We start from the raw sequence: 24,676 nt of genomic DNA, 5'->3' as shown, positions 1-24,676 counted from the left end.
GTCCCCGAGGAACTCCACATCTCAAGGATGCGGCATCCGCGGCGAAACGAGCAGCGGGCACCCGGCGGGCCCCTTTGCCGCCCCCGCCCACCATGAGGTAGGCGGGGATTGTCGTACCCCCGCTGCAACCCACTGACCTGGGCCTAGGTCCTGTCGTCGCATTCCCGTCGTCGCCCGGAGGGCAGCCCGGCGGCGTCAGGTGCGTGCTCTCGGCGTGCCGGGCCCGGACCCGCGTACTGGACGTACTCGGGTCCGGGCCCGGTGCGGCGAGGGTGCGTGCATGGCGTCGCCGGGCAGACGGGAATGCGACGACAGGACCTAGCGGACCAGGCCCCACCGGAAACCGAGCGCCACGGCGTGTGCCCGGTCCGAGGCGCCGAGTTTCTTGAAGAGCCGCCGTGCGTGTGTTTTGACGGTGTCCTCGGAGAGGAACAGCTCACGGCCGATCTCCGCGTTGGAGCGGCCGTGGCTCATCCCTTCGAGGACCTGGATCTCGCGCGCGGTGAGCGTCGGTGCGGCGCCCATCTCGGCGGACCGCAGCCGGCGCGGGGCCAGTCGCCAGGTCGGGTCGGCGAGGGCCTGGGTGACCGTGGCCCGCAGTTCGGCGCGCGAGGCGTCCTTGTGCAGATAGCCGCGGGCGCCGGCCGCGACCGCGAGGGCCACGCCGTCCAGGTCTTCGGCGACGGTGAGCATGATGATGCGTGCGCCCGGGTCGGCGGACAGCAGCCGCCGCACGGTCTCGACACCGCCGAGTCCGGGCATGCGTACGTCCATCAGGATGAGGTCCGAGCGGTCGGCACCCCAGCGGCGGAGGACTTCCTCGCCGTTGGCCGCCGTCGTCACGCGCTCGACACCGGGCACGGTCGCGACCGCGCGGCGGAGCGCCTCTCGGGCAAGCGGGGAGTCGTCACAGACGAGGACGGATGTCATGGCCGCCCTCCGCAACTGATGCGCGTCACCTTGAGCCTCCAGGCTGGTACGAAATCGTCACCTGTGCGGTCGATCGTCTCGGACGCCTGCCCGAGCACTTGTTGTTTTCAACCGCCTCGCACTCTCAACGACGGTCACTCGAAAGAGTTACGGGGCCGCGTGCCATCTTCGGCACTCTACGTGAGGGTGCGGACACGGTGGAGGCGTGCGCGGCCGACCCACAAGCTTTCATCACAACCGGTGCCCCATTCAGCCCTATTTCTTCCCTTTTGCTGGTGTCTGAGGCTAGATTCGCAATGAGTCATATTTTCATCTCCTTAGATCGTAGTTGTACGGTCGTGGACACCGTATCCGCCCATAACGGCTACAAGGGGTCACGCAATGGCAGATTTCTCCCGCCTTCCCGGACCGAACGCGGACCTGTGGGACTGGCAGCTCCTGGCTGCCTGCCGAGGGGTCGACAGCTCGCTCTTCTTTCATCCCGAGGGCGAGCGCGGTGCGGCACGAAGCGCTCGTGAGAACTCGGCCAAAGAGGTCTGCATGAGGTGCCCGGTCCGCGCACAGTGCGCGGCGCACGCGCTGGCGGTGCGCGAGCCGTACGGCGTCTGGGGCGGCCTGACCGAGGACGAGCGCGAAGAGCTCATGGGGCGTGCCCGCAACCGGCTGGTGTCGGCTTCGGCCGCCGGGGACATGGCTTCGAACAACTGAAGGAACGTTTCTCCAACTAGCTCTCCACCAGGGGGCCCACCTAGCTCTCCACCAGGGGTACGCGCACGCGTGCCCCCCTATTTTTTCGCGGCCTACTGGCCTACTTTCCGCGGGCCTACTTTTCGCTGGCCGCCCGCGCCAGCTGGTCGAGGGTCGCCGCCACCGCCGGTACCCGCGCCAGGTCGGGCAGGGTCAGCGCGACGATCTCCCGCCGCACCGCCGGTTCCAGCGTCACCGTCCGCGCTCCCCGGGGCCGTACGGACTCGATGGCGAGCTGGGGCAGTACGGCGACGCCCAGCCCCGCGCTCACCAGGCCGACGACCGCCGGATAGTCGTCGGTCGCGAAGTCGATGCGCGGGGTGAAACCGGCCCGCTCGCACACCTCGACCAACTGCCCACGGCAGCGCGGGCAGCCGGCGATCCAGGGGTCGTCGGCGAGTTCGGCGATGGCGACCGACCTCCCGCGCGCGTGCCGGTGTTTTTCCGGGACCAGGGCGACCAGGCGGTCACTGAGCAGGGGGCGTACGACCAGGTCGGACCAGTCCTCCGCGCCCGCTGCCGTCTCGTAGCGGAAGGCGAGTGCGATGTCGCAGTCGCCCTCCCGTAGGAGGTCGATAGAGTTCGGCGGCTCGGCCTCCTCCAGGGAGACGCGGGTGCCGGGGTGTGCGGCGCGCAGGGCGGCCAGGGCCGTGGGGACGAGCGTCGAGCTGCCGCTGGGGAAGGAGACCAGGCGGACCCGGCCGGCGCGCAGGCCCGCGATCGCGGCGACCTCCTCCTCGGCCGCCGTCAGCCCGGCGAGGATGCCGGCGCCGTGCCGGACCAGGGCCTCACCCGCCTGGGTCAGGCGCATCTCGCGGCCGGTGCGGATCAGCAGCGGGGTGCCGACCGAGGTCTCCAGGGCCTTCATCTGCTGGCTCACGGCGGGCTGGGTGCAGCCCAGTTCACGCCCGGCCGCCGAGAAGGAGCCGGTGGCGGCGACGGCGCGCAGCACACGGAGATGTCGGGCCTCGATCATACGCCGAGCATAAGGGCCCCTTGGGGGCAGTGGCGAATAATGTGGCGCACCTTTGGGATGGTCTCGTCTACCGTGCCGTCATGAAGCTTCTCTCGCTGAATCTGGGCCGGGCCACGGCCGTGCCGTACACGGAGCAGCCCGAGGGGGTGACCGGCATCGACAAGCGGCCGACCGACGCGCCGGTGCGGGTGAGCGCGCCCGGGCCCAAGGGTGTCGCCGGAAGCGGGCTGGCCGGGGACGCGGTGTGCCATCGGCGGCACCACGGGGGCGACGACCAGGCGGTGTACGCGGTCGCGCGCGAGGATCTCGACGACTGGGAGCGGGAGTTGGGGCGCCCGCTGGCCAGCGGTTCCTTCGGGGAGAATCTGACGACGCTGGGGGTCGACGTGTCCGGCGCGCTGATCGGCGAGCGCTGGCGGATCGGTTCCGAGGTGGTTCTGGAGGTCACCTGCGGGCGGATCCCGTGCCGTACCTTCCAGGACCATCTGGGCGAGCGCGGGTGGGTGAAACGGTTCACCGTGAAGGGTGCGCCGGGGGCCTATCTGCGGGTGATCGAACCCGGTGAGATCCAGGCGGGCGACGCGATCGAGATCGTGCACCGGCCCGACCACGACGTGACGGTGGCCCTGCAGTTCCGGGCCGTCACGACCGAGCGGGAGCTGCTGCCGCGGCTGCTTCCGGCGGGCGAGGCGCTGCATCCGGAATCCCTCGTGCAGGCCCGGAAATATGTCGCGGAACACCCGGGCTGACCTGGTGCCGCAGCCCGTTCGACACGGTGTTCGACACGTGTTCGTCACGGATCTGGAGGGGCTGTGCAGAGATCGGACCGGCTTGCTCCGGGTCACTAATCTTGCGCCATGACAACGGCATTGATTACGGGATCGACCGCGGGGATCGGTGCCGCGTTCGCGCGGCGGCTCGCGGCGGACGGACACAACCTCGTGCTGGTGGCGCGGAACACCGCGCGGCTCGGGGAGCAGGCGACCGAACTGCACGACCGGCACGGCATCGAGGCGGAGGTGCTCACCGCCGACCTGGCCACGGACAAGGGCATCGACACGGTCGCCGCCCGCCTCGCCGACCGCAAGAACCCCGTCGACCTGCTGGTCAACAACGCGGGCTTCGGCAACAAGGGCCGCTACCTCGACGTATCCATGGCCGACGAGCTGAAGATGCTCAAGGTGCACTGCGAGGCGGTGCTCCGGCTGACCAGCGCGGCGACCGAGGCGATGCGGGAGCGCGGGCGCGGCGGGGTCGTCAACGTGGCGTCGGTGGCGGCCTTCGTACCGCGCGGGACGTACGGCGCCTCGAAGGCGTGGGTCGTGCAGTTCACGCAGGGGGCGGCCAAGGACCTGGCGGGTACGGGCGTACGGCTGATGGCGCTGGCGCCCGGTTTTGTGCGGACCGAGTTCCACGAGCGGGCCGGGATGGGTACGGACAACATCCCGAACTGGATGTGGCTGGACGCGGACAAGCTGGTCGCGGCGGCGCTCGCGGATCTGGCGCGCGGCAAGTCGCTGTCGATCCCGGACCCGCGCTACAAGGCGCTGATGGGGCTGGTGAAGATCACTCCGCAGGCGGTGCTGGGCGGGATCACGTCGAAGACCGGGCGGAAGTACGGGCCGCAGTGACGGCAGCCGCCTCGGTGGGGGCGGGCTCGGTGAGGGCAGTCGGCTCGATTACGGCGGGCTCGGTGACAAAGGTTTCGGTGGAACGCGAAGGCCCGGCTCCCCCTGAGGGGCGCCGGGCCTTCGACGTACACACGTCCTACGGGTTCACCGACTCGCGTCAGTGGGAGTGACCGTGGCTGTGACCACCGGCGGCCGGCTCCTCCTCTTCCTTCTTCTCGACGACCAGGGTCTCGGTCGTGAGGAGCAGGGAGGCGATGGAGGCGGCGTTCTCCAGGGCGGAGCGGGTGACCTTGACCGGGTCGATGACGCCGGCCTTGACCAGGTCGCCGTACTCGCCGGTCGCGGCGTTGAAGCCCTGGCCGGGCTCCAGGTCGGCGACCTTGGCGGTGATGACGTAGCCCTCGAGGCCCGCGTTCTCGGCGATCCAGCGCAGCGGCTCGACGACCGCGCGGCGCACGACGGCGACACCGGTGGCCTCGTCGCCGGTCTTGTCGAGGTTGCCCTCGAGGACCTTGGCGGCGTGCACCAGAGCGGAGCCACCACCGGAGACGATGCCCTCCTCGACCGCGGCGCGGGTCGCGGAGATGGCGTCCTCCAGACGGTGCTTCTTCTCCTTCAGCTCCACCTCGGTGGCGGCGCCGACCTTGATCACGCACACGCCGCCGGCCAGCTTCGCGAGGCGCTCCTGGAGCTTCTCGCGGTCCCAGTCGGAGTCCGTGTTCTCGATCTCGGCCTTGATCTGGTTGACGCGGCCCGCGACCTCGGAGGAGTCGCCGGCACCGTCGACGACGGTCGTGTCGTCCTTGGTGACCGTCACGCGGCGGGCGGAGCCCAGCACGTCCAGGCCGACCTGGTCGAGCTTGAGGCCGACCTCCTCGGCGATGACCTGACCGCCGGTGAGGGTGGCGAGGTCGCCGAGCATCGCCTTGCGGCGGTCGCCGAAGCCGGGGGCCTTGACCGCGACCGCGTTGAACGTGCCGCGGATCTTGTTCACGACCAGGGTCGACAGGGCCTCGCCCTCGACGTCCTCGGCGATGATCAGCAGCGGCTTGGAGGCGTTGGCCTGGATGACCTTCTCCAGCAGCGGCAGCAGGTCCTGGATGGAGCTGATCTTGCCCTGGTGGATCAGGATGTACGGGTCCTCGAGGACCGCTTCCATCCGCTCCTGGTCCGTCACGAAGTACGGCGACAGGTAGCCCTTGTCGAAGGCCATGCCCTCGGTGAAGTCCAGCTCCAGACCGAAGGTGTTGGACTCCTCGACGGTGATGACACCGTCCTTGCCGACCTTGTCCATCGCCTCGGCGATGAGCTCGCCGACCTGGCTGTCCTGGGCGGACAGACCGGCCACGGCGGCGATGTCGGCCTTGTCGTCGATCGGCCGCGCGGTGGCGAGCAGCTCGTCGGAGATGGCCTTGACGGCGGCGTCGATGCCCTTCTTCAGGGCGGCCGGGGAGGCACCCGCGGCGACGTTGCGCAGGCCCTCGCGTACGAGCGCCTGGGCGAGCACGGTGGCGGTGGTGGTGCCGTCACCCGCGATGTCGTTGGTCTTGGTCGCCACCTCCTTCACCAGCTGGGCACCGAGGTTCTCGTACGGGTCCTCGAGCTCGACCTCGCGGGCGATGGTGACGCCGTCGTTGGTGATGGTGGGGGCGCCGAACTTCTTGTCGATGACGACGTTGCGGCCCTTGGGGCCGATCGTCACCTTGACCGTGTCGGCAAGCTTGTTGACGCCGCGCTCGAGGGCGCGACGGGCGTCCTCGTCGAACTTCAGGATCTTCGCCATGGGAGCGGTTCAGCCCTCTCGGAAAACGTGGGTGAAACGAACCACGCCCCCGACGCCCGGCTTCATAAGGTCGCGGGGGCCAGGGGCGCAGCTCACTGCAAAACTGGGTGTAGCTCGGTATATCCAGGTGGTACCGGTGGTACCGGGTGAGCTACTTCTCGATGACCGCGAGCACGTCGCGGGCCGAGAGGACGAGGTATTCCTCGCCCTGGTACTTCACTTCGGTGCCGCCGTACTTGCTGTACAGCACGATGTCACCGGTCTGGACGTCGAGCGGCAGGCGCTCGCCGTTCTCGAAGCGACCCGGGCCCACGGCGAGGACGACGCCCTCCTGGGGCTTCTCCTTCGCGGTGTCCGGAATGACCAGGCCAGAGGCCGTGGTCTGCTCGGCTTCGAGTGCCTGGACCACAATGCGGTCCTCGAGCGGCTTGATGGCAACCTTGGAGCTGGCGGTCGTCACGATCCGACCTCCCCCTTCGGAGATCTCACGGGGTTAACTGTCTGAGGTGGCGACCAGGTCGATCCGTCGTCGCGGGTGCCGGACCTGCCCGTCGCTATTGGCACTCTCCAGGGGGGAGTGCCAGGTCTGAGACTATGACTGCGATTAGCACTCGGTCAAGCGGAGTGCCAATGCCCGCGGCGCTTGAGCGGAATTTCTCCGTCGCCCCGAGCTGTCCGGCGGGCCTGTGCTTGATGCCGCCGTCCCTGGGGGCTGTGCCCCCAGACCCCCCTTCGGCCTGAACGGCCTCGTCCTCGAACGCCGGACGGGCTGGAGTGGCCGGACCTCGCTCCGTCGGCTCAGAGGTAGTCCTCCAGGCGCCCCACCGTCAGCCCCAGTTCCTGGATCCCGCGCAGCAGGCGGGCCGTGCTGTCGGCCGGGCCGACCTGGACGATGTCGCCGGGGGTGAGGTGGTGGTCGCCCCGGGCGTAGGTCAGGGTTCCGGTCGTCGTGGAGGCCCGCCAGAGGACCAGGGCGGAGACTCCGCAGTCGGCCGCGGCACGGCGGGTCGTCGTGTCGTACGTGCCGTAAGGGGGCCTGAGCAGCCGGGAGTTGGGCCGGGGCCAGTGGCCGCAGATCTCGCTGCGCTGGGTGGCGTAGGGCAGGCCGGCGAAGTGGCCGTGTCGCGGTGCGGTGGGGAACACCGTGACCGGGAGCCGTAGTTCGCGGACCAGGTCGGCGAACCTCGGGTCCCGTCGCGTGTCCGCGCCCGTGCCCTGGGCGTCGTAGGTCAGGAAGACGACCTTGTCGTGGGTGCGGACGTGGTCCACGACGGGTGGGAGGCCCGGGCCCGCCGAGCGGGGGGCGGGTCGGAGGGAGGGTTTGGGGGCGGGGGCCAGCGGGGCCGTCAAACCCCAGTGGCGGTACGGCTGTTCGCGGGTCGGGCCGTGCGGGTGGACTCGTTGGGCGGCCTTCTTGCCCAGCCGTTCGATGGGGTCGACGGACTGGGCGCAGCCGGTGAGGAGGGTGGCCGCCAGAGCGACGGCCACCGGTACCCGGACCCTCACAGGTAGTCCTCCAGGCGGGCCACCGCGTACCCCTCCGCCGTGACCTTGCCCAGGAAGCGGCGCATGTCGTCGACCATCGTGCCCTTCCAGTCCGCACGGCCCCGGAAGTGCGTCAGGACGATGTCCCCGGGGTGCAGGGACCGGTCGTCCTCGCGGTACTCCCAGTGGTCGACGAACACCTCCTCGTCCCAGATCGGGGCGTACTTGATGCCGCAGGACTTCGCGGCGACGAGGGTGTCGTGGTTGTAGTTCCCGTACGGCGGCCGGAAGACCGTCGGGGCCTTGCCGAACTGCTTCTTCATGATGTCCTGCATGCCGCAGATCTCACGCTTCTGCTCGGCGTACGACAGGCCCGGCAGATACGGGTGCGTGAGGGTGTGGTTGTTGATCGTGTGCCCCTGGGACTGCATCTTCCGGAAGTAGCCGTAGTCGTCCTTCACCAGGTAGTTGCTGAGGAAGGCCGTGTACGGGATCTTCAGGTCGCTCATCATCCGCAGGAACGCGGGGTCCTTCTCCTCGCCGTCGTCGATGGTGAGGAAGACGATCTTCTGTTTCGTGGGGATCGTGGTGAAGACCGGCGGGAGGTTCAGCTCCTCCTGGTCGTCCACCTCGAAACCCTTGCGCGCGGTGATCTCCGGCTTGTGGGCGGGCGCCGGCGGGGCCTGGAGGGGCACCTTCGCCAGCCCCCAGCGCTTGGCCGCCGCGACCCGCGCGGCGTACGCGGCGCGCAACTTGGTCGCGTAGGAGTCCAGCGCGCGGGCCGGGGGCGCGTGCAACGGCTGCGCGCCGCCCGCCGGGTGGACGGCCACGCCGGAGCCGGGCTGGCCGCACCCGGAGACCAGAGCGGCGAACGCGAGGGCGGCGAGCGCGCCACGGGCGGCCCCTGTCATCCGACCTCGATCGCCCCGGGCCCCTCGCCCTCCGCGCGCCCGATTGATGTCATTTTGTACGACTACTCGCATGGGGTCGGATCTTTTCAGGACCCGGCCCCGATCCCGCGCCGACACCGCCAACACACCGCCACCGGAGGCACACCGTCCACCGACTGGCCCACAATGTCCCGGTGAACGACCCCACTGACCCGACGCACGACCCCGTACGCGCCTTCGCCGCCCTGCTCACCCCCGAGGGCCGCGCCCTCCTCGACGAGGTCCGCGGCACCGACCCGGCCAAGGAACTCGCCGTCGCCACCCGGCTGCGCCGCGACCACCCCGCCGACCTCGTCTCGGCGGCCCTCGGCCAGGCCCGGCTGCGCCAACGGGCGGCGGCGGCGAAGTTCACGCCCGAGGACGCCGACCGGATGTTCTTCACCCCGAACGGCTTCGAGCAGTCGACCCGGACAAGCGTCGCCACGTACCGCGCCGCCCGCCTCCTGGACCTGGGCGTGACCTCCGTCGCCGACCTCTGCTGCGGAATCGGCGGCGACGCGATCGCGCTGGCGCGGGCGGGGGTGCGGGTCCTGGCCGTGGACCGCGATCCGCTGACGGTTGCCGTGGCGCGCGCCAACGCGGAGGCACTGGGGCTGGCCGAGCTGATCGAGGTGCGCGAGGCGGATGTGACGGAGGTGGACACGTCCGCGTACGACGCCGTCTTCGTCGACCCCGCGCGGCGCGGCGGCCGGGGGCGCATCTTCGATCCCGAGGCGTACTCGCCCCCGTTGTCCTGGGCCATCGGCGCGGCTACGACGGCCCCGCTCGCCGCGCTGAAGATCGCACCCGGGGTACCGCACGAGGCGATCCCGGCGGCGGCCGAGGCGGAGTGGATCTCGGACGGGGGTGATGTGAAGGAGGCGGTGCTGTGGTTCGGGACGGGTGTGCGGGCGGGGGCAGTTCGGGCAACTCTCCTCCCCGGACCGCGAGTTCTGCACGGGCGGGGACTTCCGGACCCTGAAGTCCGTTCCGTGGGGCGGTACTTGTACGAACCCGACGGCGCCGTCATCCGCGCCCACCTCGTCGCCGAGGTCGCGGAGGAGGTCGACGGTGGTCTTGTCGACGAGACCATCGCGTATGTGACAGCGGATGAGCTACGGCCTACCGCGTATGCCTCAGCCTATGAGATCACCGATCAACTCCCCTTCGGCGTCAAGAAGTTGAAGGCGTTGCTGCGGGAGCGGGAGGTGGGCGTGCTCACCGTGAAGAAGCGGGGGTCGGCTGTCGAACCGGAGGAGTTGCGGCGCAAGGTGAAGCCTCAGGGGCCCAACTCGGCGACCGTGTTCCTTACTCGGGTGGCGGGGGCGCCGGCGATGCTGATCGGGCGGCCCGTCTGACGGTCAAAGGTCGTGGACCCCCTTTGCGCTACGACGCCTCCGCCGCCCGGCGCAGCAGGAGTTGGCGTTCGCGTTCGTTGCGCGCCAGCGAAGCCGCCCGTGTGAACTCCGCCTTCGCCTCCGTCGTACGGCCGAGGCGGAGGAGCAGATCGCCGCGGACGCTCGGGAGCAAGTGGTAGTCGCGCAGGGCGGGTTCGGTGGCGAGGGTGTCGACGATCTCCAAGGCCGGGGCCGGGCCCTGTGCCATCGAGACGGCGACCGCGCGGTTCAACTCGACCACCGGGGACGGGGATCGGGTGGCGAGGAGGCCGTACAGGGTCGCGATCGTCGGCCAGTCGGTCTCGTCGTAGGTGTACGCGTGGGCGTGGCAGGCGGCGATGGCGGCCTGGAGGGCATAGGGGCCCGGGGCGCCTGTCGCTACGGCGTCCGCGCGGCCCAGGGCGGTGATGCCGCGGGCGATGAGGAGGCGGTTCCAGCGGCGGCGGTTCTGGTCCTTGAGGAGGACGGGGTCGCCGTTCGGGGCGGTGCGGGCGGCCGAGCGGGAGGCCTGGAACTCCAACAGGGAGGCCAGGGCGTGCACTTCGGGTTCCTTCGGCATCAGGCCGGAGAGGAGTCGGGCCAGGCGGAGGGCGTCCTCGCAGAGGCTGGGGCGGAGCCAGTCGTCGCCTGCTGTCGCCGCGTAACCCTCGTTGAAGATCAGGTAGATGACGTCCAGGACGGAGCCCAGGCGGGCCTCGCGGTCGGGGCCGTAGGGGACCTCGAAGGCGACGTTCTTGGTGGCGAGGGTGCGTTTGGCGCGGACGATGCGCTGGGCGATCGTCGGTTCGGGGGCGAGGAAGGCGCGGGCGATCTCGGGGGTGGTCAGGCCGCCGAGGAGGCGCAGGGTGAGGGCGGTGCGGGCCTCCGGGGACAGGACCGGGTGGCAGGTGGTGAAGACCAGGCGCAGGAGGTCGTCGTCGATGTCGTCGGGGGCGGAGGGTTCCTCGGGCGGGGCCGTCGTCTCCAGGGTGCGGCCGATCTCCTGGAGCTTGCGGGCGTAGTTCTCGCGGCGCCGGATCAGGTCGACGGCGCGGTGCCTGACCGTGGCCATGAGCCAGGCGCCCGGGTTGTCGGGCACGCCGTCCCTCGGCCACTGCTCCAGCGCGGCGACCAGCGCGTCCTGCGCGAGTTCCTCGGCGATGCCGACGTCGCGGACCAGGCGGGCGACGGCGGCGATGATGCGGGGGGACTCGATGCGGAAGACGGTCTCGATGGTGCTGTGCGGGTCCGTGACCTTGCCGCGAGCGTTCGTGGCGGTGGCACGCGGGTCTGCGGTGGGTTGTGATTCCGGAGTCACAACCCACCATGCAACACCCCCGGCGGCCTCAGACCAAGGAAGGCCGGGAAAGGCCACGGAAACCGCGCGGAGCCGGGGAAGGCTCAGCCCTCCGCGATCTCCCGCACCTCGCACGTCACCGTCCAGAACTCCTCGTGCACCTTCAGGAACCGCTTCGTCCACTCGATCGCCTCGGCCATGTCCTTGCACTGCATGAGCGCGTAGCCGCCGACGACCTCCTTGGACTCGGTGAAGGGGCCGTCGGTCACGGAGATCTTGCCGCCCTCCCAGTGCACGCGGGCGCCCTGCGCGGTCGGGGTGAGACCGGCGGTGTCGAGCATGACCCCGGCCTTGGTGATCTCCTCGATCAGCTCGCCCATGCGCTGCATCAGCTCGGCGCTGGGGCCCTCGGCGGGGGCGGTCTTCTCATCGATCTGCACGAGGGAGAGGTAGCGGGGCATGGTGACTCCTCGGGTCGTTCGCTGACGTTCTCTGACGGTGTCCGACCGGGCTCTTCCCGGCCTTTCAACCATGCGTCGAACGAGGGGCGAGCGGATCGACACACTCGCCGGAATTCCCCGAAGATTTTTTCCGCCTCCGTATCTACGCAGGTCAGCGCAGTGACTCCCACAGATCGCTCGCCGCCGGCTCCTTCGCGACCACCCGGTTCGGGTCGGACGGTGCCGTGACGTTCGGCATCGTCACCGTCGTCACCGCGTCCGCCGACAGGCCCTTCACACTCTGGCCGAGGCTGATCAGTTCGCTCAGGGAGTCGAGGCCGGTGTCGGTGGTGAGGCTGTCGGTCACCGCGTCGGTGACCTCGTAGAGCTTGGTGGGGTCGGTGAGGAGGTCGTTGGTGGAGATCTGGGTCAACAGGGCCTTCACCAGCATCTGTTGGAGACCTATTCGGCCCAGGTCGCTGCCGTCGCCTATGCCGTGCCGGGTGCGGGCGAGGGCGAGGGCCTGCTTGCCGTTGAGGTGGTGGGTGCCCTTCTTCAGGTGCAGGTGGCTGTCGTCGTCGTCGATGTCCTGGGTGGTGGTGACCGTGACACCGCCGAGCGCGTTGACCAGCTTCGCGAAGCCCGCGAAGTCGATCTCTATGTAGTGGTCCATACGGACGCCCGTGATCGACTCGACCGTCTTGACCGCACAGACCGGACCGCCCACGGAGTAGGCGGTGTTGAACATCGCGCTGTACGCCACCGACGTCGAACCCCCCGACGACAGCGGGCAGGACGGGCGGGTGACGAGGGTGTCGCGCGGGATGCTGACGATCGTGGCCTTCTTACGGCCCGCGTCGATGTGCACGACCATCGCGGTGTCGGAGCGGGCGCCGGAGCTGTCGCCGCCGCCGAGTGCCTTGTTCTCCTTGCCGCTGCGCGAGTCGGAGCCGAGGACCAGGATGTTCAGGGAGCCGGTCGGCACGGGGGCGGCGGACGCGGACGCGGCGGCGGAGGGTGTGGTCACCGCCTTCGCGGGGCGGTCGGCGCCGAGCGCGCTGTCGATGTCGACGCTCTTGATGTTGCTGTTGAGGTGCCAGTAGGCCCAGCCGGCCGTGGCGACACCCAGGACGAGGGCACCGGCCAGAGTGAGGCCGGCGATCTTCAGCACTCGTGATCGCCGGCCCACTCGTCTGTCCTCGTCAACGTTCTCTGTGTCCGTCACGGGGAGGAACGTAAGTGTGAATTATTAGGAGAAAGTTAGGGGAGACGTCCCGAGACGGTTTTCTACGGAAAATTTCACGGTTCTCAGTCCCGTCTCACTCCCCCGCGCTCCCCCACGCGTCCCTCCCCGCCTCCCTCATCCCAGGGTCACCACCGGTACCGGGTTGCTTCCGCTCCAGGACGCGTTGAACCCGAACGACACCGAACCGCCGTCCGGAACCGTCCCGTTGTAGCTCGCGTTCGCACAACTCACCGCAGTGCCCGACTGGGTGCAGGTCGCGTTCCAGGCCTGGGTGATCTGCTGGCCGGCGCCGTACGTCCAACTCGCCTTCCAGGACGACAGCGAGGCCCCGGAACAGGCGATCGTCACCTGCCCGGTGAACCCGGTGTTCCACTGACTGCCCACGCTGTACGTCGCCGAGCACGCCCCGGTCGGCGGGGTCGTGGTCGTGCCGCCGAGCGCCTCCGAGAGGCCGTAGTACGCCGGTTTCGGCGCGTAGTTGGCGTCGTACGGTGTCGCCGCGCCGTAGCCCGGGAACGTGCTGTCGACCCAGGAGTCGGAGTCGGTGAAGCCCCACACGGTGACGTTCACGCAGCGCGCGACGGCGACACAGGCGGCCATGACGCTCTTGAAGTCGGCCTTCTGCTGGGCGAGTTTGGTGCTGTCGGCCGGGAGCGCCATCCGTACGTCCAGCTCGGTGATCGCCACGTCCACGCCCAGGTCGGCGAAGCGCTGGATGTTCTGCTGGAGGGTGGCCGGGACCTGGCCGAGGATGAGGTGGGCCTGGAGGCCGACCCCGTCGATCGGAACGCCCGCCGCCTTCAGGGACTTGACCAGGTTGTAGAGGGCGGTGGACTTCGCGTTGACGCCCTCGACGTTGTAATCGTTGATGTAAAGCTTGGCGGCCGGGTCGGCCGCGTGGGCCCAAGTCAGCGCCTGCGCTATGTAGTTGGCCCCGAGGCCGTTGTACCAGAGCGTCGAGCGGTACGTGCCGTCCTCGTTGAAGGGCTCGTTCACCACGTCCCAGGCGGTGATCTTCCCCTTGTAGCGGCCGACTTCGGTACTGATGTGGTTCTGGAGCAGGCTGCTCAACTGGGCCGAGGTCCAGGTGCCGTTGGTCAGCCAGCTCGGGTTCTGGCTGTGCCAGACCAGGGTGTGGCCGCGCACCTGCTGGTTGTGGGCCTGCGCGAAGGCGACGATCTGGTCCGCCTCCGCCCAGTTGAAGCTGCCCTGCGTCGGCTCGACCGTCTCCCACTTCATGGCGTTGCCGGGCGTGAGCGAGCTGAACTGACTGCCCGCGATGTCGCCGTACGTGCCGGTGAGCTTGGAGCCGGTGACCGCGGTGCCGATGACTTTGCCCTTCGCGGCGGCGAGGTCGCGCAGCGGGGTGTCGGCGGCGTGCGCGGCGGGTGCCGCGAAGAGCATGACGGCGCCGGTGAACAGGGCCGCCAGGGACAAGCCGGTTCTCAGAGATCTCATGCGGGTGCCTCCGAAAGTTTCGGTTGTGCAACCGATTGGCTTCGGAGGAGTGTGGGACGACCGACCCCACTCGTCAATACGTCACCTTCCGGCCACGCGCGTCACCGGCACATCGCCTTCCAGCCACCGGGGTCACCCGGCGGGCGGTGCCGTACTGCTCCGCACCACCAGACTGGTCGCCAGCTCCACCCGGCGCGCCGCCGAGGACTCCCCCTCGCGCCCGAGGTCGAGCACCAGCTTCGCCGCCGCCTCGGCCATCTCCGTCAGGGGCTGTCGTACGGTCGTCAGCGGCGGCCCCACCCAGCGCGCCACCGGCAGATCGTCGAAGCCGACCACGCTCAGGTCCTCCGGGATGCGCAGCCCGAGTTCGCGCGCGGCCTCGTACAGACCGAGCGCCTGGAGGTCGTTGCCGGCGAAGACGGCGGTGGGCCGGTCCGGGCGGCGCAGCAACTCCAGCCCCAGCCGGTAACCGGCCTCGTGATGGAAGTCGCCGGTGGTGATCAGCGAGCTGTCGACCGGCAGCCCGGCGGTCTCCAGGGCGGCCCGGTATCCGTCCACCCGGGCGCGGCTGCACATCATCCGGGACGGTCCGCTGATCGCGCCGATCCGGGTGTGGCCGAGTTCGACCAGGTGCCGGGTGGCGGCGAGCCCGCCCTGCCAGTTGGTGGCACCGATCGAGGGCACGTCCGCGCCCGGGTCACCGGCCGGATCCATCACCACGAACGGGATGGAACGGCTGGTGAGCAGCGCCCGCTGCGACTCGTCGAGCCCGGAGAGGACCAGGATCACGCCGTGCGGGCGGCGGGCGGCGACCTGGTCGGCCCAGGTCCGGCCAGGGGTCAGCCGCCCCGCACTCTCACTCAGCACCACGCTCAGCCCGGAGTCACGGGCCACGTTCTCCACCCCCCGGATGACCTCCATCGCCCAGGCGCTCTCCAGCTCGTGGAAGACCAGGTCGATCAACGGGGAGCGGGTCGCCTCGGCACGGCGGCGCCGGTAGCCGTAGACGCGGAGCAGGTCCTCGACGCGGGTGCGGGTCGCGGGGGCGACGTCGGCGCGGCCGTTGAGGACCTTCGAAACAGTCGGAGCCGACACTCCGGCCTCGCGGGCGATCTCGGCGAGCGTGGCGGTCTGGGTCGGCCGACCCGCTGTCTGGGTTTCGGCGGAATCCGGGGCTGTCATGGCGGCGATCGTATCCCTGCACGACCTCTTGACGAACCCCCCAGCGCGCCTTACGTTCCCGGAACATTCGTAGAACGGCTCGAAACATTCGCACGAGAGGTGCTGGCTGTGCTGTTTATGGATCCCAACACGTCCAACGGCGGGCGTACGTTCAGCAGGCGCTGGGTGCTCGGCGCCGGTGCCACCACCCTGCTCACCACCGGGCTCACGGCCTGCGGCTCCAGCGACAGCACCGGCGACAGCGGCACGGTGACCGCCTTCGTCTACGGCGACGACGCGGTGAAGGTGCAGGTCAAGGCCGTCACCCGGTTCAACGCGTCGGCGGCGGCGAAGAAGGCCAAGGGCAAGATCAAGCTGGAGAAGGTGCCGGGCGCCGAGTACCCGGCCAAGCTGCGCACCGCGATGGGCTCGCCGAACGCGCCGGACGTCTTCTTCAACTGGGGCGGCGGCTCGATCAAGGCGTACCAGGAGGCGAACCAGCTGGTCGATCTCACCGACACGATCAAGTCCGACCCGGTGCTCAGCGGCGGCTTTCTGCCGTCGGTGCTCGCGGCGGGTGCGCTCAAGGGTAAGAACTACGGCATACCGATGCGCGGGATGCAGCCGGTGATCCTCTTCTACAACAAGACCGTCTTCGCGGCACACAAGCTCCAACCGCCCACCACCTGGGCCGGGTTGCTCGACATCAACAAGAAGCTGAAGGCCGCGGGGATCACTCCGTTCGCGCTTGGCGGCGCCGATATCTGGCCCGAGTTGATGTGGCTGGAGTACCTGGTCGATCGGATCGGTGGGCCCTCGGTCTTCGACAAGATCAAGAACGGGGATGCGTCCGGTTGGGGGGACCCGGCTGTTCTCAAGGCCGCCGAGACCGTCAAGCAGCTCATTGACGACGGGGCGTTCGGCAAGGGGTTCAGCTCTGTGTCGTACGTCAATGGGGGTGCGCCTGCGGTGTTCGCCAAGGGCAAGGCGGCGATGCATCTGATGGGGTCGTGGGAGTACTCGACGCAGCTCGGGAAGTTTCCCGACTTCGCCAAGAGCAACCTTGGGTGGTTCGCGTTTCCGAAGTACGAAGGGGGCGCCGGTGATATCCGTAACGTGGTCGGGAATCCCACCAACTACTGGTCTGTGAACGCGCGTACGGGTAACAAGGACGCGGCGATCGCGTTTCTGCGGGACTGTGCGTCGGAGGCGTATGCGAAGGACCTTGTCGCCAACGGGGATATTCCGACCACGTCGAACGCGGAGAAGCTTCTCGACTCGTCGCCCAATCCGGAGTTCGCGAAGTTCCAGTATCAACTCGTGCAGCAGGCGCCGGCGTTCACGTTGAGTTGGGATCAGGCGGTGGATCCGGATGTGTCTACGCCGATGCTGACGGAGATCAACAAGCTGTTTGTGGGGAAGAGTTCGCCGGAGCAGTTCGTGGCCGCGCTCAAGGGGTTGAAGTGAGTAATCGCTCCGCGGTGGGGGTGGTTCGTCGGGTGCAGGTGCGTCGTGGCTTGTCGCGCAGTTCCCCGCGCCCCTATGGGGGCGCTCCAGCTCAGCGGAAATCAGCAGTGAACCGGAATTCGCCTCACGTCGTGTGGGCTGTGCCCGGGGTTCTCTTCTTCGTCTTCTTCGCTGTTGCGCCCATGGTGTTGGCCGTCTACCTCTCCTTCACCACGTGGAACGGGCTCGGGAACCCGAAACCGGTCGGCCTCGCCAACTGGCAGAAGTTGCTGCACGACTCCCGCCTCACCCAATCCCTCACCGTCACCGTCCTGTTGACGGTGACCAGCTGGGCCTTCCAGACCGTCGTGTCTCTGCTCCTCGGTGTCTGGGCAGCCGGCCGTCAGCGCAACCGGGCCGTCCTCTCCGCGATCTTCTTCGTACCGTTTCTGCTCTCCTCCACCGCCATCGCGTTGCTCTTCTACGCGCTCCTCGACCCGAACTTCGGTGTCATCCACCAGGACACACTGGGCTCCACGAGCGGTGCGTTTCTCGCGATCGTGTTTGTCGGGGGGTGGCAGTTCATCCCGTTCCACACGCTGATCTATCAGGGTGGAGCTCGGCAGATTCCCGAAGTGCTCTATCAGGCGGCGGCAATTGACGGTGCGGGCCGCTACCGGCAGTTCTTCTCGATCACGTTGCCTCAACTCCGCAACACGGCAACGACATCGAGCGTGCTGATGATCGTCGGCTCGCTCACCTACTTCGAGACCGTGCTGATCCTCACCCAGGGCGGGCCCGGCACGGACACGGCGATCCTGCCGTACCTGATGTACGAAGCCGGCTTCAAGAGCTACGACTTCGGATACGCGAGCGCGATCGCGACCTTCCTGGTCGTCATCGCCACCGCGCTCTCCCTCGTCCTGGTCCGGCTCACCGGTTTCGGTGCCATGCGCAGTACCCGCGAAGGGATGTGACGGAGTGTCACACGACACGTTGCCGCGTCCGGTGAAGACGGCGGAGGAACCCGTGCCGGAGCAGCCGACCCGCAGGCGCCGGCACTGGACCAGGCGCCCCAACCCGGTCGCCGGGCTCGGGTCCCTCCTCTGGCTCGCCGTCGTCATCGTCCCGATCTACGCGATGATCTCGGCCTCCCTCACCCGCCAGGACAAGGCCCTCGGCAACAACGCCCTGAAACCGCCCACCGATCCGACCTTCGCCAACTACAACACCGTTCTGCACAACGGCTTCGGCCACTTCCTCGCAAACACGGCACTGGTCGCGGCGGCGGTCGTAGGCATCGTGCTCGTGCTGTGCGTGCCGCTCGCCTACGTGGCCGTACGCACGAGGACGGTCTGGTCGAGTGCGGCCTTCCGGCTGTTCCTGATGGGAGTCGCGATCCCGGCGCAGGCGGTCGTGGTCCCGCTGTACCTGATGATCGCCAAACTCGACCTGTACGACAGCCTGTTGGCGGTCATCCTCCCCACCGCCGCCTTCGCGATGCCGGTCTCCGTGCTGATCCTGACCGGCACGCTGCGGGACATCTCGGAGGATCTGTACGAGGCGATGGCGCTCGACGGCGCGTCGGCGACGCGGATGCTGTTCCAGCTGGTCATCCCGATGACCAAGGGCGGTATCAGCACGGTCGTCATCTACGCGGCGCTACAGGCCTGGAACGGTTTCCTCTTCCCGCTGATCTTCACCCAGTCCGACGGGCCGAGGGTCCTCACGCTCGGACTCTTCAACTACGTCAGCCAGTTCGGCGTGAACATCCCGGCGCTGCTCGCCTCGGTCGTCCTCTCCGGCATCCCGATCTTCGCCGTCTACCTGGTGGCCCGGCGCGCCCTGGTCGGCGGCCTGATGGGCGTGGGCGGCAAGTGAGCTGCCCCAACTCACCTTTCCCGAACGGAGTTTCATGACCACCGCCCCCTGGCGCGACCCCGCCCTGCCCGCCGCCGCCCGCGTCGACGACCTGCTCGCCCGGATGACCCTGGAGGAGAAGACCGCCCAGCTCTACGGTGTTTGGGTGGGCGCCGCCACGGACGGCGACGGAGTCGCCCCGCTCCAGCGGGAGATGACCTCGGACTACGACTGGGACGAGCTGATCACCCGGGGGTTGGGCCAGCTCACCCGTTCCTTCGGTACGGCGCCGGTGGACCCGGAGTTGGGCGCGCAGGCGTTGGCCCGCGCACAGCGCCGGATCGCGGCGGCGGGGCGTTTCGGCATCCCGGCGGTCGCCCACGAGGAGTGCCTGGCGGGGTTCACGGCGTGGGGTGCGACGGCGTATCCGGTGCCGTTGGCGTGGGGCGCGAGCTTCGACCCGGGGCTGGTCGAGGAGATGGCCCGGCACATCGGCACGGACCTGCGCGCGGTCGGCGTCCACCAGGGACTCGCCCCGGTACTGGACGTCGTACGGGATCCGCGGTGGGGCCGGGTGGAGGAGACGATCGGCGAGGACCCGTACCTGGTGGGGACCATCGGGGCGGCGTATGTGCGGGGGCTGGAGTCGGCCGGGGTCGTCGCGACGCTGAAACACTTCGCCGGGTACGCGTCCTCGGTGGGGGCGCGGAATCTGGCGCCGGTGCGGGCGGGGGTGCGGGAGTTCGCGGACGTGGTGCTGCCGCCGTTCGAGATGGCGTTGCGGGAGGGCGGCGCGCGTTCGGTGATGGCGGCGTACAACGAGACGGACGGTGTACCGGCCTCGGCGGACCCCGGCCTGCTGACCCAACTCCTGCGCGAGGAGTGGCAGTTCACGGGGACGGTGGTCGCCGACTACTTCGCCATCGGTTTCCTGGAGACGCTGCACCGGGTGGCGGGCAGCCCGGCGCAGGCGGCGCACGCGGCGCTGGAGGCGGGGATCGACGTAGAGCTGCCGACGTTGAAGTGCTACGGGAAGCCGTTGGTGGAGGCGGTGCGGGCGGGGGAGATCCCGGAGGCGTTGGTAGACCGGGCGGCGCGTCGAGTGCTGTTGCAGAAGGCCGAGTTGGGGTTGTTGGACGAGAACTGGGCGCCGGAACCGACCGGGCGGATCGACCTCGACTCGACGGCGAACCGTGCCCTGGCCCGCCAACTGGCCGAAGAATCCGTGGTGTTGCTGGACAACCCGGACGGTCTGCTGCCGCTGACGCCGGACGCGCGCATCGCGGTGGTGGGCCCGCGGGCGGCGGACGCGCTGGCGATGCTGGGCTGTTACTCCTTCCCGTCCCATGTGGGCACGCACCACCCCGAGGTGCCGATGGGCATCGACATCCCCACGGTGCTGGAGTCACTACGGGCCGAACTCCCGGACGCCAAGGTGACGTTCGCGGAGGGGTGTGACGTCTCCGACCCGGACACCTCCGGTTTCGAGGAGGCGGTGGCGCGGGCGGCGGAGGCGGATGTGTGCGTGGCGGTACTGGGCGACCGCGCGGGCCTGTTCGGACGCGGTACGTCGGGCGAGGGCTGCGATGTGGCGGACCTCCAACTACCGGGAGTCCAGGCCGACTTGCTGGACTCACTCATCTCGACGGGCGTCCCGGTGGTCCTGGTCCTCCTCACCGGCCGCCCCTACGCGCTGGGCCGTTGGCACGGCCGACTGGGCGCGGTGGTGCAGGCGTTCTTCCCGGGGGAGGAGGGCGGCCCGGCGGTGGCGGGAGTACTGGCGGGCCGCGTCAACCCGTCGGGCCGCCTGCCGGTGAGCGTCCCGCACGCGCCGGGCGGCCAACCGTGGACGTATCTCCAGCCCCCCTTGGGTCTGGCCGACGAGGTCAGCAGCCTGGACCCGACCCCGCTGTATCCCTTCGGCCACGGCCGCTCGTACACGACGTTCGCGTGGGAGCCCGCCGAATCAAGGGAGTTGGAGATCGACACGGACGGCTCCTACGACCTGACGGTCACCGTCCGAAACACGGGCGACCGCGCGGGCGCGGAGGTAGTCCAGCTGTACCTGCACGACCCGGTCGCGTCGGTCACCCGCCCGGACGTCCGCCTGATCGCTTACCAGCGACTGGAGTTGGCGCCCGGCGAGGCGTCCCGGGTGACCTTCCACTTCCACGCGGACCTGTCGGCGTTCACCGACCGCTCGGGGCGCCGGGTGGTCGAACCGGGCGTACTGGAGCTGAGGTTGGGGGTTTCCAGCGCGGAGGTACGGCATACGACACGGGTGACGCTGACGGGTGCCGTGCGGGTGGTGGGGGCCGAGCGGCGGCTGCGGTGCGAGGTCGGCCTCGGTGAGTAACGCCCCCAGCCGCCTCAGGCGCTACCCCCTGGCCTTACGCCGGCTCGCCTGTATCAGTGCCCCCACGCCGAGCGCCGCGAACCCCACGACCAGGAACGTCACGACCTCCAGCAGCGGCGGCAGCGTGTGCTCGGTGATGAGGGACGTGATCGTCATGGCCACGGCCATGAAACCGAAGGACAGGACCACACGCTTCAAGAAGAGCCTCCCGACGGTCTGTTGGGTGATGTGCGACGGAGGCGCCGGGGAGCGGAACCTGGTTACTCACCCACCGACTCGAACCGCCACCGATGCACCGCCCGCATGACCAACTCCCCGTCCGGCTCAGGGAGTTCGGGCAACTCGGTATCGTACTCCGCGTCCCACCACGTGATGACAAGAACCCGGTCCTGGGGCGCGCGCAGGAACTCCCGGCGCAGCGGCTCGGCCGGAAGCCGTTGCTCCCGTGCCCAGGCAAGCAGATCGTCGCCCCGCCCCGGGACCGCCCGGGCCTCCCACATCAACGCAACCACCGTCACGAGTACAGGTTCTCCTTGCTGACCTCGTGCACGTGATCGTGATCGTGGGAGTGGCCGGGGACATGCGGGTCCGTCACCGGGAGGGACGAGTCCGCCGAGAGGTCCCAGTCCGACGGGGTCCGGTTCCGCGCCACCATCTCCGCGCCCAGCGCGGCGACCATCGCGCCGTTGTCCGTGCACAGCTTCGGGCGCGGTACGCGGAGGCGGATACCGGCGGCCTCGCAGCGTTCGGCCGCCAGCGCGCGCAGGCGGGAGTTGGCCGCGACGCCACCGCCGATCATCAGGTGGTCGACGCCCTCGTCCTTGCAGGCGCGTACGGCCTTGCGGGTCAGGACGTCGACAACCGCCTCCTGGAAGGACGCCGACACATCGCGCACCGGCACCTCCTCCCCCGCCGCCCGCTTCGCCTCGATCCAGCGGGCCACCGACGTCTTCAGCCCCGAGAAGGAGAAGTCGTACGCCGGGTCGCGCGGCCCGGTCAGCCCGCGCGGGAACGTGATCGCCTTCGGGTCGCCCTCCTTCGCGTACCGGTCGATGACCGGCCCGCCCGGGAAACCGAGGTTCAGGACGCGGGCGATCTTGTCGAAGGCCTCGCCCGCCGCGTCGTCGATCGTCGCGCCCAGCGGCCGTACGTCCGAGGTGATGTCCGAGGACAACAACAGCGAGGAGTGGCCGCCGGACACCAGCAGCGCCATCGTCGGTTCTGGCAGCGGGCCGTGTTCCAGCTGGTCGACGCAGATGTGGGAGGCGAGGTGGTTGACGCCGTAGAGGGGCTTGCCGAGCGCGTAGGCATACGCCTTCGCCGCCGAGACGCCGACCAGCAGGGCACCGGCCAGGCCGGGGCCCGCCGTGACCGCGATGCCGTCGAGGTCACGGGCGCTCACCCCCGCGTCCTTCAGCGCGCGCTGGATCGTCGGGATCATCGCCTCCAGGTGGGCGCGGGACGCCACCTCCGGTACGACCCCGCCGAAGCGGGCGTGCTCGTCGACGCTGGACGCGACCGCGTCCGCCAGCAGGGTGGTGCCGCGGACGATGCCGACGCCGGTCTCGTCGCAGGAGGTCTCGATGCCCAGGACGAGCGGCTCGTCGCGTGAGTCAGTCATGGATCTCGGTTCCTTGTACGGAAGTTGACCCCGCAGCGGAGCTGCTGTCGGGATCTGTGGTCAGGCGCATCACCAGGGCGTCGACGTTGCCCGGCTGGTAGTAGCCGCGCCGGAATCCGATGGGCGCGAAGCCGAAGCGCTCGTACAGCTTCTGCGCGCGGACGTTGTCGACGCGGCACTCAAGCATGATCTCGGCGCACTCGAACTCGCTTGCCGCGGTGAGGAGTTCGGTCAGCAGGGTGGAGCCGAGGCCGGTGCCCCAGTGGTCGCGGGCGACGGCGATGGTCTGGATGTCGGCCTGCTCGCCGGCGGTGGCGAGGCCGGCGTAGCCGATGACCCGCACGCCGCTGCCGGTCTCCGCACCGTCCACCTCGGCCACAAGGTACCGCCGGGTCGCCTCCGCCCCCCGCGCATGCGCCAGTTCGGACCAGAACATGCCCCGGGACCAGGCGTCCTCGGGGAAGAGTTCCTTCTCCAGTTCCAGCACGGGGTCGATGTCCCACCAGCGCATCTCGCGCAGTCGAGGGCTCACGGATTCGGTCACTTGGGGGTGACCACCTTGTAGTTCTTGGGCACCTGGGCGTCGGGACGGCGCAGGTACAGGGGCCGGGGCTCGGGGAGTTCGACGCCCGCCGCGAGTCTCTCGGCGGCCAGCGACGCGAGCGCGGCGGCGGACACGTGCTCGGGCTCGTGGGCGGACGGGAAGGTGTCCGGGTAGAGCAGCGCACCGGCGCCGACGGCAGGCAGCCCGGCCACCTGCTCGGCGATGTCGGCGGGCCGGTCCACGGCGGGGTCGGTGAGGCGGGTGCGGGAGTCGGCGTAGCGCGCCCAGTAGACCTCCTTGCGCCGCGCGTCCGTGGCCACGACGAACGGGCCGTCGAGGTCGGTGGCGTAGGCGAGGCCGTCCAGCGTGCACACGCCGTGCACGGGCACGCCGAGCGCGAACCCGAAGGTGTCGGCGGTCATCAGGCCGACGCGCAGCCCGGTGTAGGGGCCGGGGCCGATGCCCACGACGATTCCCGTGACGGCGTCGAGCGTGAGCCCGGCGCCGGCGAGCACGTGGTCGACGGCCGGGAGCAGCAGCTCACCGTGGCGGCGCGCGTCCACCTGACTCGACGAGGCGATGACGGCCTCGCCGTCGTGCAGGGCGACGGTGACGGCGGGGGTGGCGGTATCGAGAGCGAGCAAGAGCACGCAAACAGCCTACGGCTCCGGCGCCGCGAGCACGGCCGCCCCGGTGGGCCCGGCCCCGGCTGCTACGGTCACCTAGGGTCACCGGACTTACGGGACGTACGGGACCGTACGGGGCACCGTCACAGGATGTAGACGTAGAGACGCGGAGGTGGGCGCTGATGGCCGGCAGCAGCTCGGGAATCGTGGCCGGGCTCACCGTGGCGGCCGTCGCCACGGTCGGTTTCCTCGCCTATCAGGCATCGGCGACCGTCCCGCCCGGGCTGGGGAACTCGGCCCACGCGAGCGCCTCGCCCGCGGCGGTCGCCACCTCGAAGGCACAGCGCGACAAGAAGAACCCCGCCGCGCTGCCCGCCGGCTCCGGCAAGGGCGAGCGGGTCGTGTACTCGGTGGACGACGACCGGGTGTGGCTGGTGGCCGAGAACAACAAGGTCAACCGCACGTTCAAGGTCACCCCCGGCACGGTGGACCCGGCCACGGGCTCCTACGCGGTCACGTCCCGCTCGAACGCGATCACCGGCACCGACGGCACCCCCATCCAGCACGTCGTCCGCTTCACCAACACGGACAACGTCGCCATCGGCTTCAGCGCGGCGGTCAGCGGCACGACGGACGCCCCCGACCCGACGACGAAGTCAGGCGGCATCCGCGAGTCCATCGAGGACGGCGCGGCAATGTGGGAGTTCGCGACGATCGGGCAGAGCATCGTCGTAATCCGCTAGGTGGATCGTGCCCCAAAGGGG

The 24,676-nt window shown here is 69.6% G+C and carries 25 protein-coding genes; 9 read left to right on the top strand and 16 right to left on the bottom strand.

The window, feature by feature from the left end; all coding sequences use genetic code 11:
- Positions 1–318: 318 nt before the first annotated feature.
- Entirely contained in the window at positions 319–930 is a 612-nt protein-coding gene (locus tag SPR02S_RS03755) for a response regulator transcription factor (protein ID WP_003948568.1), read from the bottom strand.
- Positions 931–1,311: 381 nt separating this feature from the next.
- Here SPR02S_RS03755 and SPR02S_RS03750 point away from each other — a divergent pair, with 381 nt between their 5' ends.
- Positions 1,312–1,638, top strand: a complete 327-nt coding sequence (locus tag SPR02S_RS03750; protein ID WP_019055584.1) for a WhiB family transcriptional regulator — start codon at positions 1,312–1,314, stop codon at positions 1,636–1,638.
- 115 nt (positions 1,639–1,753) lie between these two features.
- Here SPR02S_RS03750 and SPR02S_RS03745 read toward each other — a convergent pair whose 3' ends face one another.
- A complete protein-coding gene (locus SPR02S_RS03745; RefSeq protein WP_019055583.1) occupies positions 1,754–2,653 on the bottom strand; it encodes a LysR family transcriptional regulator in 900 nt (299 codons plus the stop codon).
- Between the two features lie 80 nt (positions 2,654–2,733).
- Between SPR02S_RS03745 and SPR02S_RS03740 the strand changes: the two genes are divergently transcribed.
- Entirely contained in the window at positions 2,734–3,402 is a 669-nt protein-coding gene (locus SPR02S_RS03740; RefSeq protein ID WP_019055582.1) for an MOSC domain-containing protein, read from the top strand.
- 108 nt (positions 3,403–3,510) lie between these two features.
- On the top strand, positions 3,511–4,284 hold the full coding sequence (locus tag SPR02S_RS03735) for an SDR family NAD(P)-dependent oxidoreductase (RefSeq protein WP_026150176.1): 774 nt from the start codon (positions 3,511–3,513) through the stop codon (positions 4,282–4,284).
- 157 nt (positions 4,285–4,441) lie between these two features.
- On the opposite strand, the gene groL is transcribed toward SPR02S_RS03735, so the two are convergent.
- The 4 genes from groL to SPR02S_RS03715 form a co-directional block, all read right to left on the bottom strand.
- Positions 4,442–6,067: a chaperonin GroEL gene (gene groL, locus SPR02S_RS03730; RefSeq protein ID WP_019055580.1), complete on the bottom strand. Its 1,626-nt coding sequence runs from the start codon at positions 6,065–6,067 to the stop codon at positions 4,442–4,444.
- A gap of 151 nt (positions 6,068–6,218) precedes the next feature.
- Positions 6,219–6,527: a co-chaperone GroES gene (gene groES / locus SPR02S_RS03725; RefSeq protein ID WP_019055579.1), complete on the bottom strand. Its 309-nt coding sequence runs from the start codon at positions 6,525–6,527 to the stop codon at positions 6,219–6,221.
- 338 nt (positions 6,528–6,865) lie between these two features.
- Positions 6,866–7,573: a polysaccharide deacetylase family protein gene (locus SPR02S_RS03720; protein ID WP_019055578.1), complete on the bottom strand. Its 708-nt coding sequence runs from the start codon at positions 7,571–7,573 to the stop codon at positions 6,866–6,868.
- Positions 7,570–8,535 (bottom strand): polysaccharide deacetylase family protein, encoded by a 966-nt coding sequence (locus tag SPR02S_RS03715; protein ID WP_078622804.1) that lies wholly within the window; start codon positions 8,533–8,535, stop codon positions 7,570–7,572. The genes SPR02S_RS03720 and SPR02S_RS03715 overlap by 4 nt, the downstream gene beginning before the upstream one ends.
- 101 nt (positions 8,536–8,636) lie before the next feature.
- Between SPR02S_RS03715 and SPR02S_RS03710 the strand changes: the two genes are divergently transcribed.
- On the top strand, positions 8,637–9,839 hold the full coding sequence (locus SPR02S_RS03710; protein WP_019055576.1) for a THUMP-like domain-containing protein: 1,203 nt from the start codon (positions 8,637–8,639) through the stop codon (positions 9,837–9,839).
- Positions 9,840–9,867: 28 nt separating this feature from the next.
- On the opposite strand, the gene SPR02S_RS03705 is transcribed toward SPR02S_RS03710, so the two are convergent.
- The 5 genes from SPR02S_RS03705 to SPR02S_RS03685 form a co-directional block, all read right to left on the bottom strand.
- A complete protein-coding gene (locus SPR02S_RS03705) occupies positions 9,868–11,175 on the bottom strand; it encodes an RNA polymerase sigma factor (RefSeq protein ID WP_019055575.1) in 1,308 nt (435 codons plus the stop codon).
- An 83-nt stretch (positions 11,176–11,258) separates the two neighbouring features.
- Positions 11,259–11,615 (bottom strand): YciI family protein, encoded by a 357-nt coding sequence (locus SPR02S_RS03700; RefSeq protein ID WP_019055574.1) that lies wholly within the window; start codon positions 11,613–11,615, stop codon positions 11,259–11,261.
- A gap of 151 nt (positions 11,616–11,766) precedes the next feature.
- Positions 11,767–12,819, bottom strand: a complete 1,053-nt coding sequence (locus SPR02S_RS03695; RefSeq protein WP_078622803.1) for an LCP family protein — start codon at positions 12,817–12,819, stop codon at positions 11,767–11,769.
- Between the two features lie 135 nt (positions 12,820–12,954).
- Positions 12,955–14,298, bottom strand: coding sequence for a glycoside hydrolase family 10 protein (locus tag SPR02S_RS03690; protein WP_026150175.1), 1,344 nt, complete (start codon positions 14,296–14,298; stop codon positions 12,955–12,957).
- A 132-nt stretch (positions 14,299–14,430) separates the two neighbouring features.
- The gene (locus SPR02S_RS03685; RefSeq protein WP_019055571.1) at positions 14,431–15,480 is read right to left on the bottom strand and encodes a LacI family DNA-binding transcriptional regulator; all 1,050 of its coding nucleotides are present in this window, start codon (positions 15,478–15,480) and stop codon (positions 14,431–14,433) included.
- 117 nt (positions 15,481–15,597) lie between these two features.
- On the opposite strand from SPR02S_RS03685, the gene SPR02S_RS03680 reads away from it, so the two are divergent.
- From SPR02S_RS03680 to SPR02S_RS03665, 4 genes are all read left to right on the top strand, one after another.
- Positions 15,598–16,926 carry an ABC transporter substrate-binding protein gene (locus SPR02S_RS03680; protein ID WP_019055570.1) on the top strand — a complete coding sequence of 443 codons (1,329 nt, stop codon included), beginning with the start codon at positions 15,598–15,600 and terminating at the stop codon, positions 16,924–16,926.
- Between the two features lie 107 nt (positions 16,927–17,033).
- Complete coding sequence (locus SPR02S_RS03675) at positions 17,034–17,882, top strand: carbohydrate ABC transporter permease (RefSeq protein ID WP_373283268.1); 849 nt, start codon at positions 17,034–17,036, stop codon at positions 17,880–17,882.
- 4 nt (positions 17,883–17,886) lie between these two features.
- A complete protein-coding gene (locus SPR02S_RS03670) occupies positions 17,887–18,786 on the top strand; it encodes a carbohydrate ABC transporter permease (RefSeq protein WP_026150173.1) in 900 nt (299 codons plus the stop codon).
- A 34-nt stretch (positions 18,787–18,820) separates the two neighbouring features.
- Entirely contained in the window at positions 18,821–21,121 is a 2,301-nt protein-coding gene (locus tag SPR02S_RS03665; protein ID WP_019055567.1) for a beta-xylosidase/alpha-l-arabinosidase, read from the top strand.
- 21 nt (positions 21,122–21,142) lie between these two features.
- Here SPR02S_RS03665 and SPR02S_RS62845 read toward each other — a convergent pair whose 3' ends face one another.
- The 5 genes from SPR02S_RS62845 to tsaB all read right to left on the bottom strand — a co-directional run bounded on the left by SPR02S_RS62845 (position 21,143) and on the right by tsaB (position 23,936).
- A complete protein-coding gene (locus SPR02S_RS62845; RefSeq protein WP_158697773.1) occupies positions 21,143–21,319 on the bottom strand; it encodes a hypothetical protein in 177 nt (58 codons plus the stop codon).
- A 62-nt stretch (positions 21,320–21,381) separates the two neighbouring features.
- Positions 21,382–21,621, bottom strand: a complete 240-nt coding sequence (locus tag SPR02S_RS03655; protein ID WP_043258056.1) for a hypothetical protein — start codon at positions 21,619–21,621, stop codon at positions 21,382–21,384.
- A gap of 14 nt (positions 21,622–21,635) precedes the next feature.
- A complete protein-coding gene (gene tsaD, locus SPR02S_RS03650; RefSeq protein ID WP_019055564.1) occupies positions 21,636–22,742 on the bottom strand; it encodes a tRNA (adenosine(37)-N6)-threonylcarbamoyltransferase complex transferase subunit TsaD in 1,107 nt (368 codons plus the stop codon).
- Positions 22,735–23,286: a ribosomal protein S18-alanine N-acetyltransferase gene (gene rimI, locus SPR02S_RS03645; RefSeq protein ID WP_019055563.1), complete on the bottom strand. Its 552-nt coding sequence runs from the start codon at positions 23,284–23,286 to the stop codon at positions 22,735–22,737. Before rimI ends, tsaD begins: the two co-directional genes overlap by 8 nt.
- Complete coding sequence (gene tsaB / locus SPR02S_RS03640; protein WP_019055562.1) at positions 23,283–23,936, bottom strand: tRNA (adenosine(37)-N6)-threonylcarbamoyltransferase complex dimerization subunit type 1 TsaB; 654 nt, start codon at positions 23,934–23,936, stop codon at positions 23,283–23,285. The genes rimI and tsaB overlap by 4 nt, the downstream gene beginning before the upstream one ends.
- A 158-nt stretch (positions 23,937–24,094) precedes the next feature.
- On the opposite strand from tsaB, the gene SPR02S_RS03635 reads away from it, so the two are divergent.
- A complete protein-coding gene (locus SPR02S_RS03635; RefSeq protein WP_019055561.1) occupies positions 24,095–24,655 on the top strand; it encodes a hypothetical protein in 561 nt (186 codons plus the stop codon).
- Positions 24,656–24,676: the final 21 nt, after the last annotated feature.

It is taken from the genome of Streptomyces prunicolor NBRC 13075 (assembly GCF_000367365.1).
Taxonomy (GTDB): Bacteria; Actinomycetota; Actinomycetes; order Streptomycetales; family Streptomycetaceae; genus Streptomyces; species Streptomyces prunicolor.
This window is presented reverse-complemented; position numbering and strand designations above follow the sequence as displayed.

Coding starts and splice junctions, on each gene's coding strand:
- SPR02S_RS03755 (WP_003948568.1), bottom strand. CDS start 930: ATGACATCCGTCCTCGTCTGTGACGACTCCCCGCTTGCCCGAGAGGCG.
- SPR02S_RS03750 (WP_019055584.1), top strand. CDS start 1,312: ATGGCAGATTTCTCCCGCCTTCCCGGACCGAACGCGGACCTGTGGGAC.
- SPR02S_RS03745 (WP_019055583.1), bottom strand. CDS start 2,653: ATGATCGAGGCCCGACATCTCCGTGTGCTGCGCGCCGTCGCCGCCACC.
- SPR02S_RS03740 (WP_019055582.1), top strand. CDS start 2,734: ATGAAGCTTCTCTCGCTGAATCTGGGCCGGGCCACGGCCGTGCCGTAC.
- SPR02S_RS03735 (WP_026150176.1), top strand. CDS start 3,511: ATGACAACGGCATTGATTACGGGATCGACCGCGGGGATCGGTGCCGCG.
- groL (WP_019055580.1), bottom strand. CDS start 6,067: ATGGCGAAGATCCTGAAGTTCGACGAGGACGCCCGTCGCGCCCTCGAG.
- SPR02S_RS03715 (WP_078622804.1), bottom strand. CDS start 8,535: ATGCGAGTAGTCGTACAAAATGACATCAATCGGGCGCGCGGAGGGCGA.
- SPR02S_RS03700 (WP_019055574.1), bottom strand. CDS start 11,615: ATGCCCCGCTACCTCTCCCTCGTGCAGATCGATGAGAAGACCGCCCCC.
- SPR02S_RS03690 (WP_026150175.1), bottom strand. CDS start 14,298: ATGAGATCTCTGAGAACCGGCTTGTCCCTGGCGGCCCTGTTCACCGGC.
- SPR02S_RS03685 (WP_019055571.1), bottom strand. CDS start 15,480: ATGACAGCCCCGGATTCCGCCGAAACCCAGACAGCGGGTCGGCCGACC.
- SPR02S_RS03680 (WP_019055570.1), top strand. CDS start 15,598: ATGGATCCCAACACGTCCAACGGCGGGCGTACGTTCAGCAGGCGCTGG.
- SPR02S_RS03665 (WP_019055567.1), top strand. CDS start 18,821: ATGACCACCGCCCCCTGGCGCGACCCCGCCCTGCCCGCCGCCGCCCGC.
- SPR02S_RS03655 (WP_043258056.1), bottom strand. CDS start 21,621: ATGTGGGAGGCCCGGGCGGTCCCGGGGCGGGGCGACGATCTGCTTGCC.
- tsaD (WP_019055564.1), bottom strand. CDS start 22,742: ATGACTGACTCACGCGACGAGCCGCTCGTCCTGGGCATCGAGACCTCC.
- SPR02S_RS03635 (WP_019055561.1), top strand. CDS start 24,095: ATGGCCGGCAGCAGCTCGGGAATCGTGGCCGGGCTCACCGTGGCGGCC.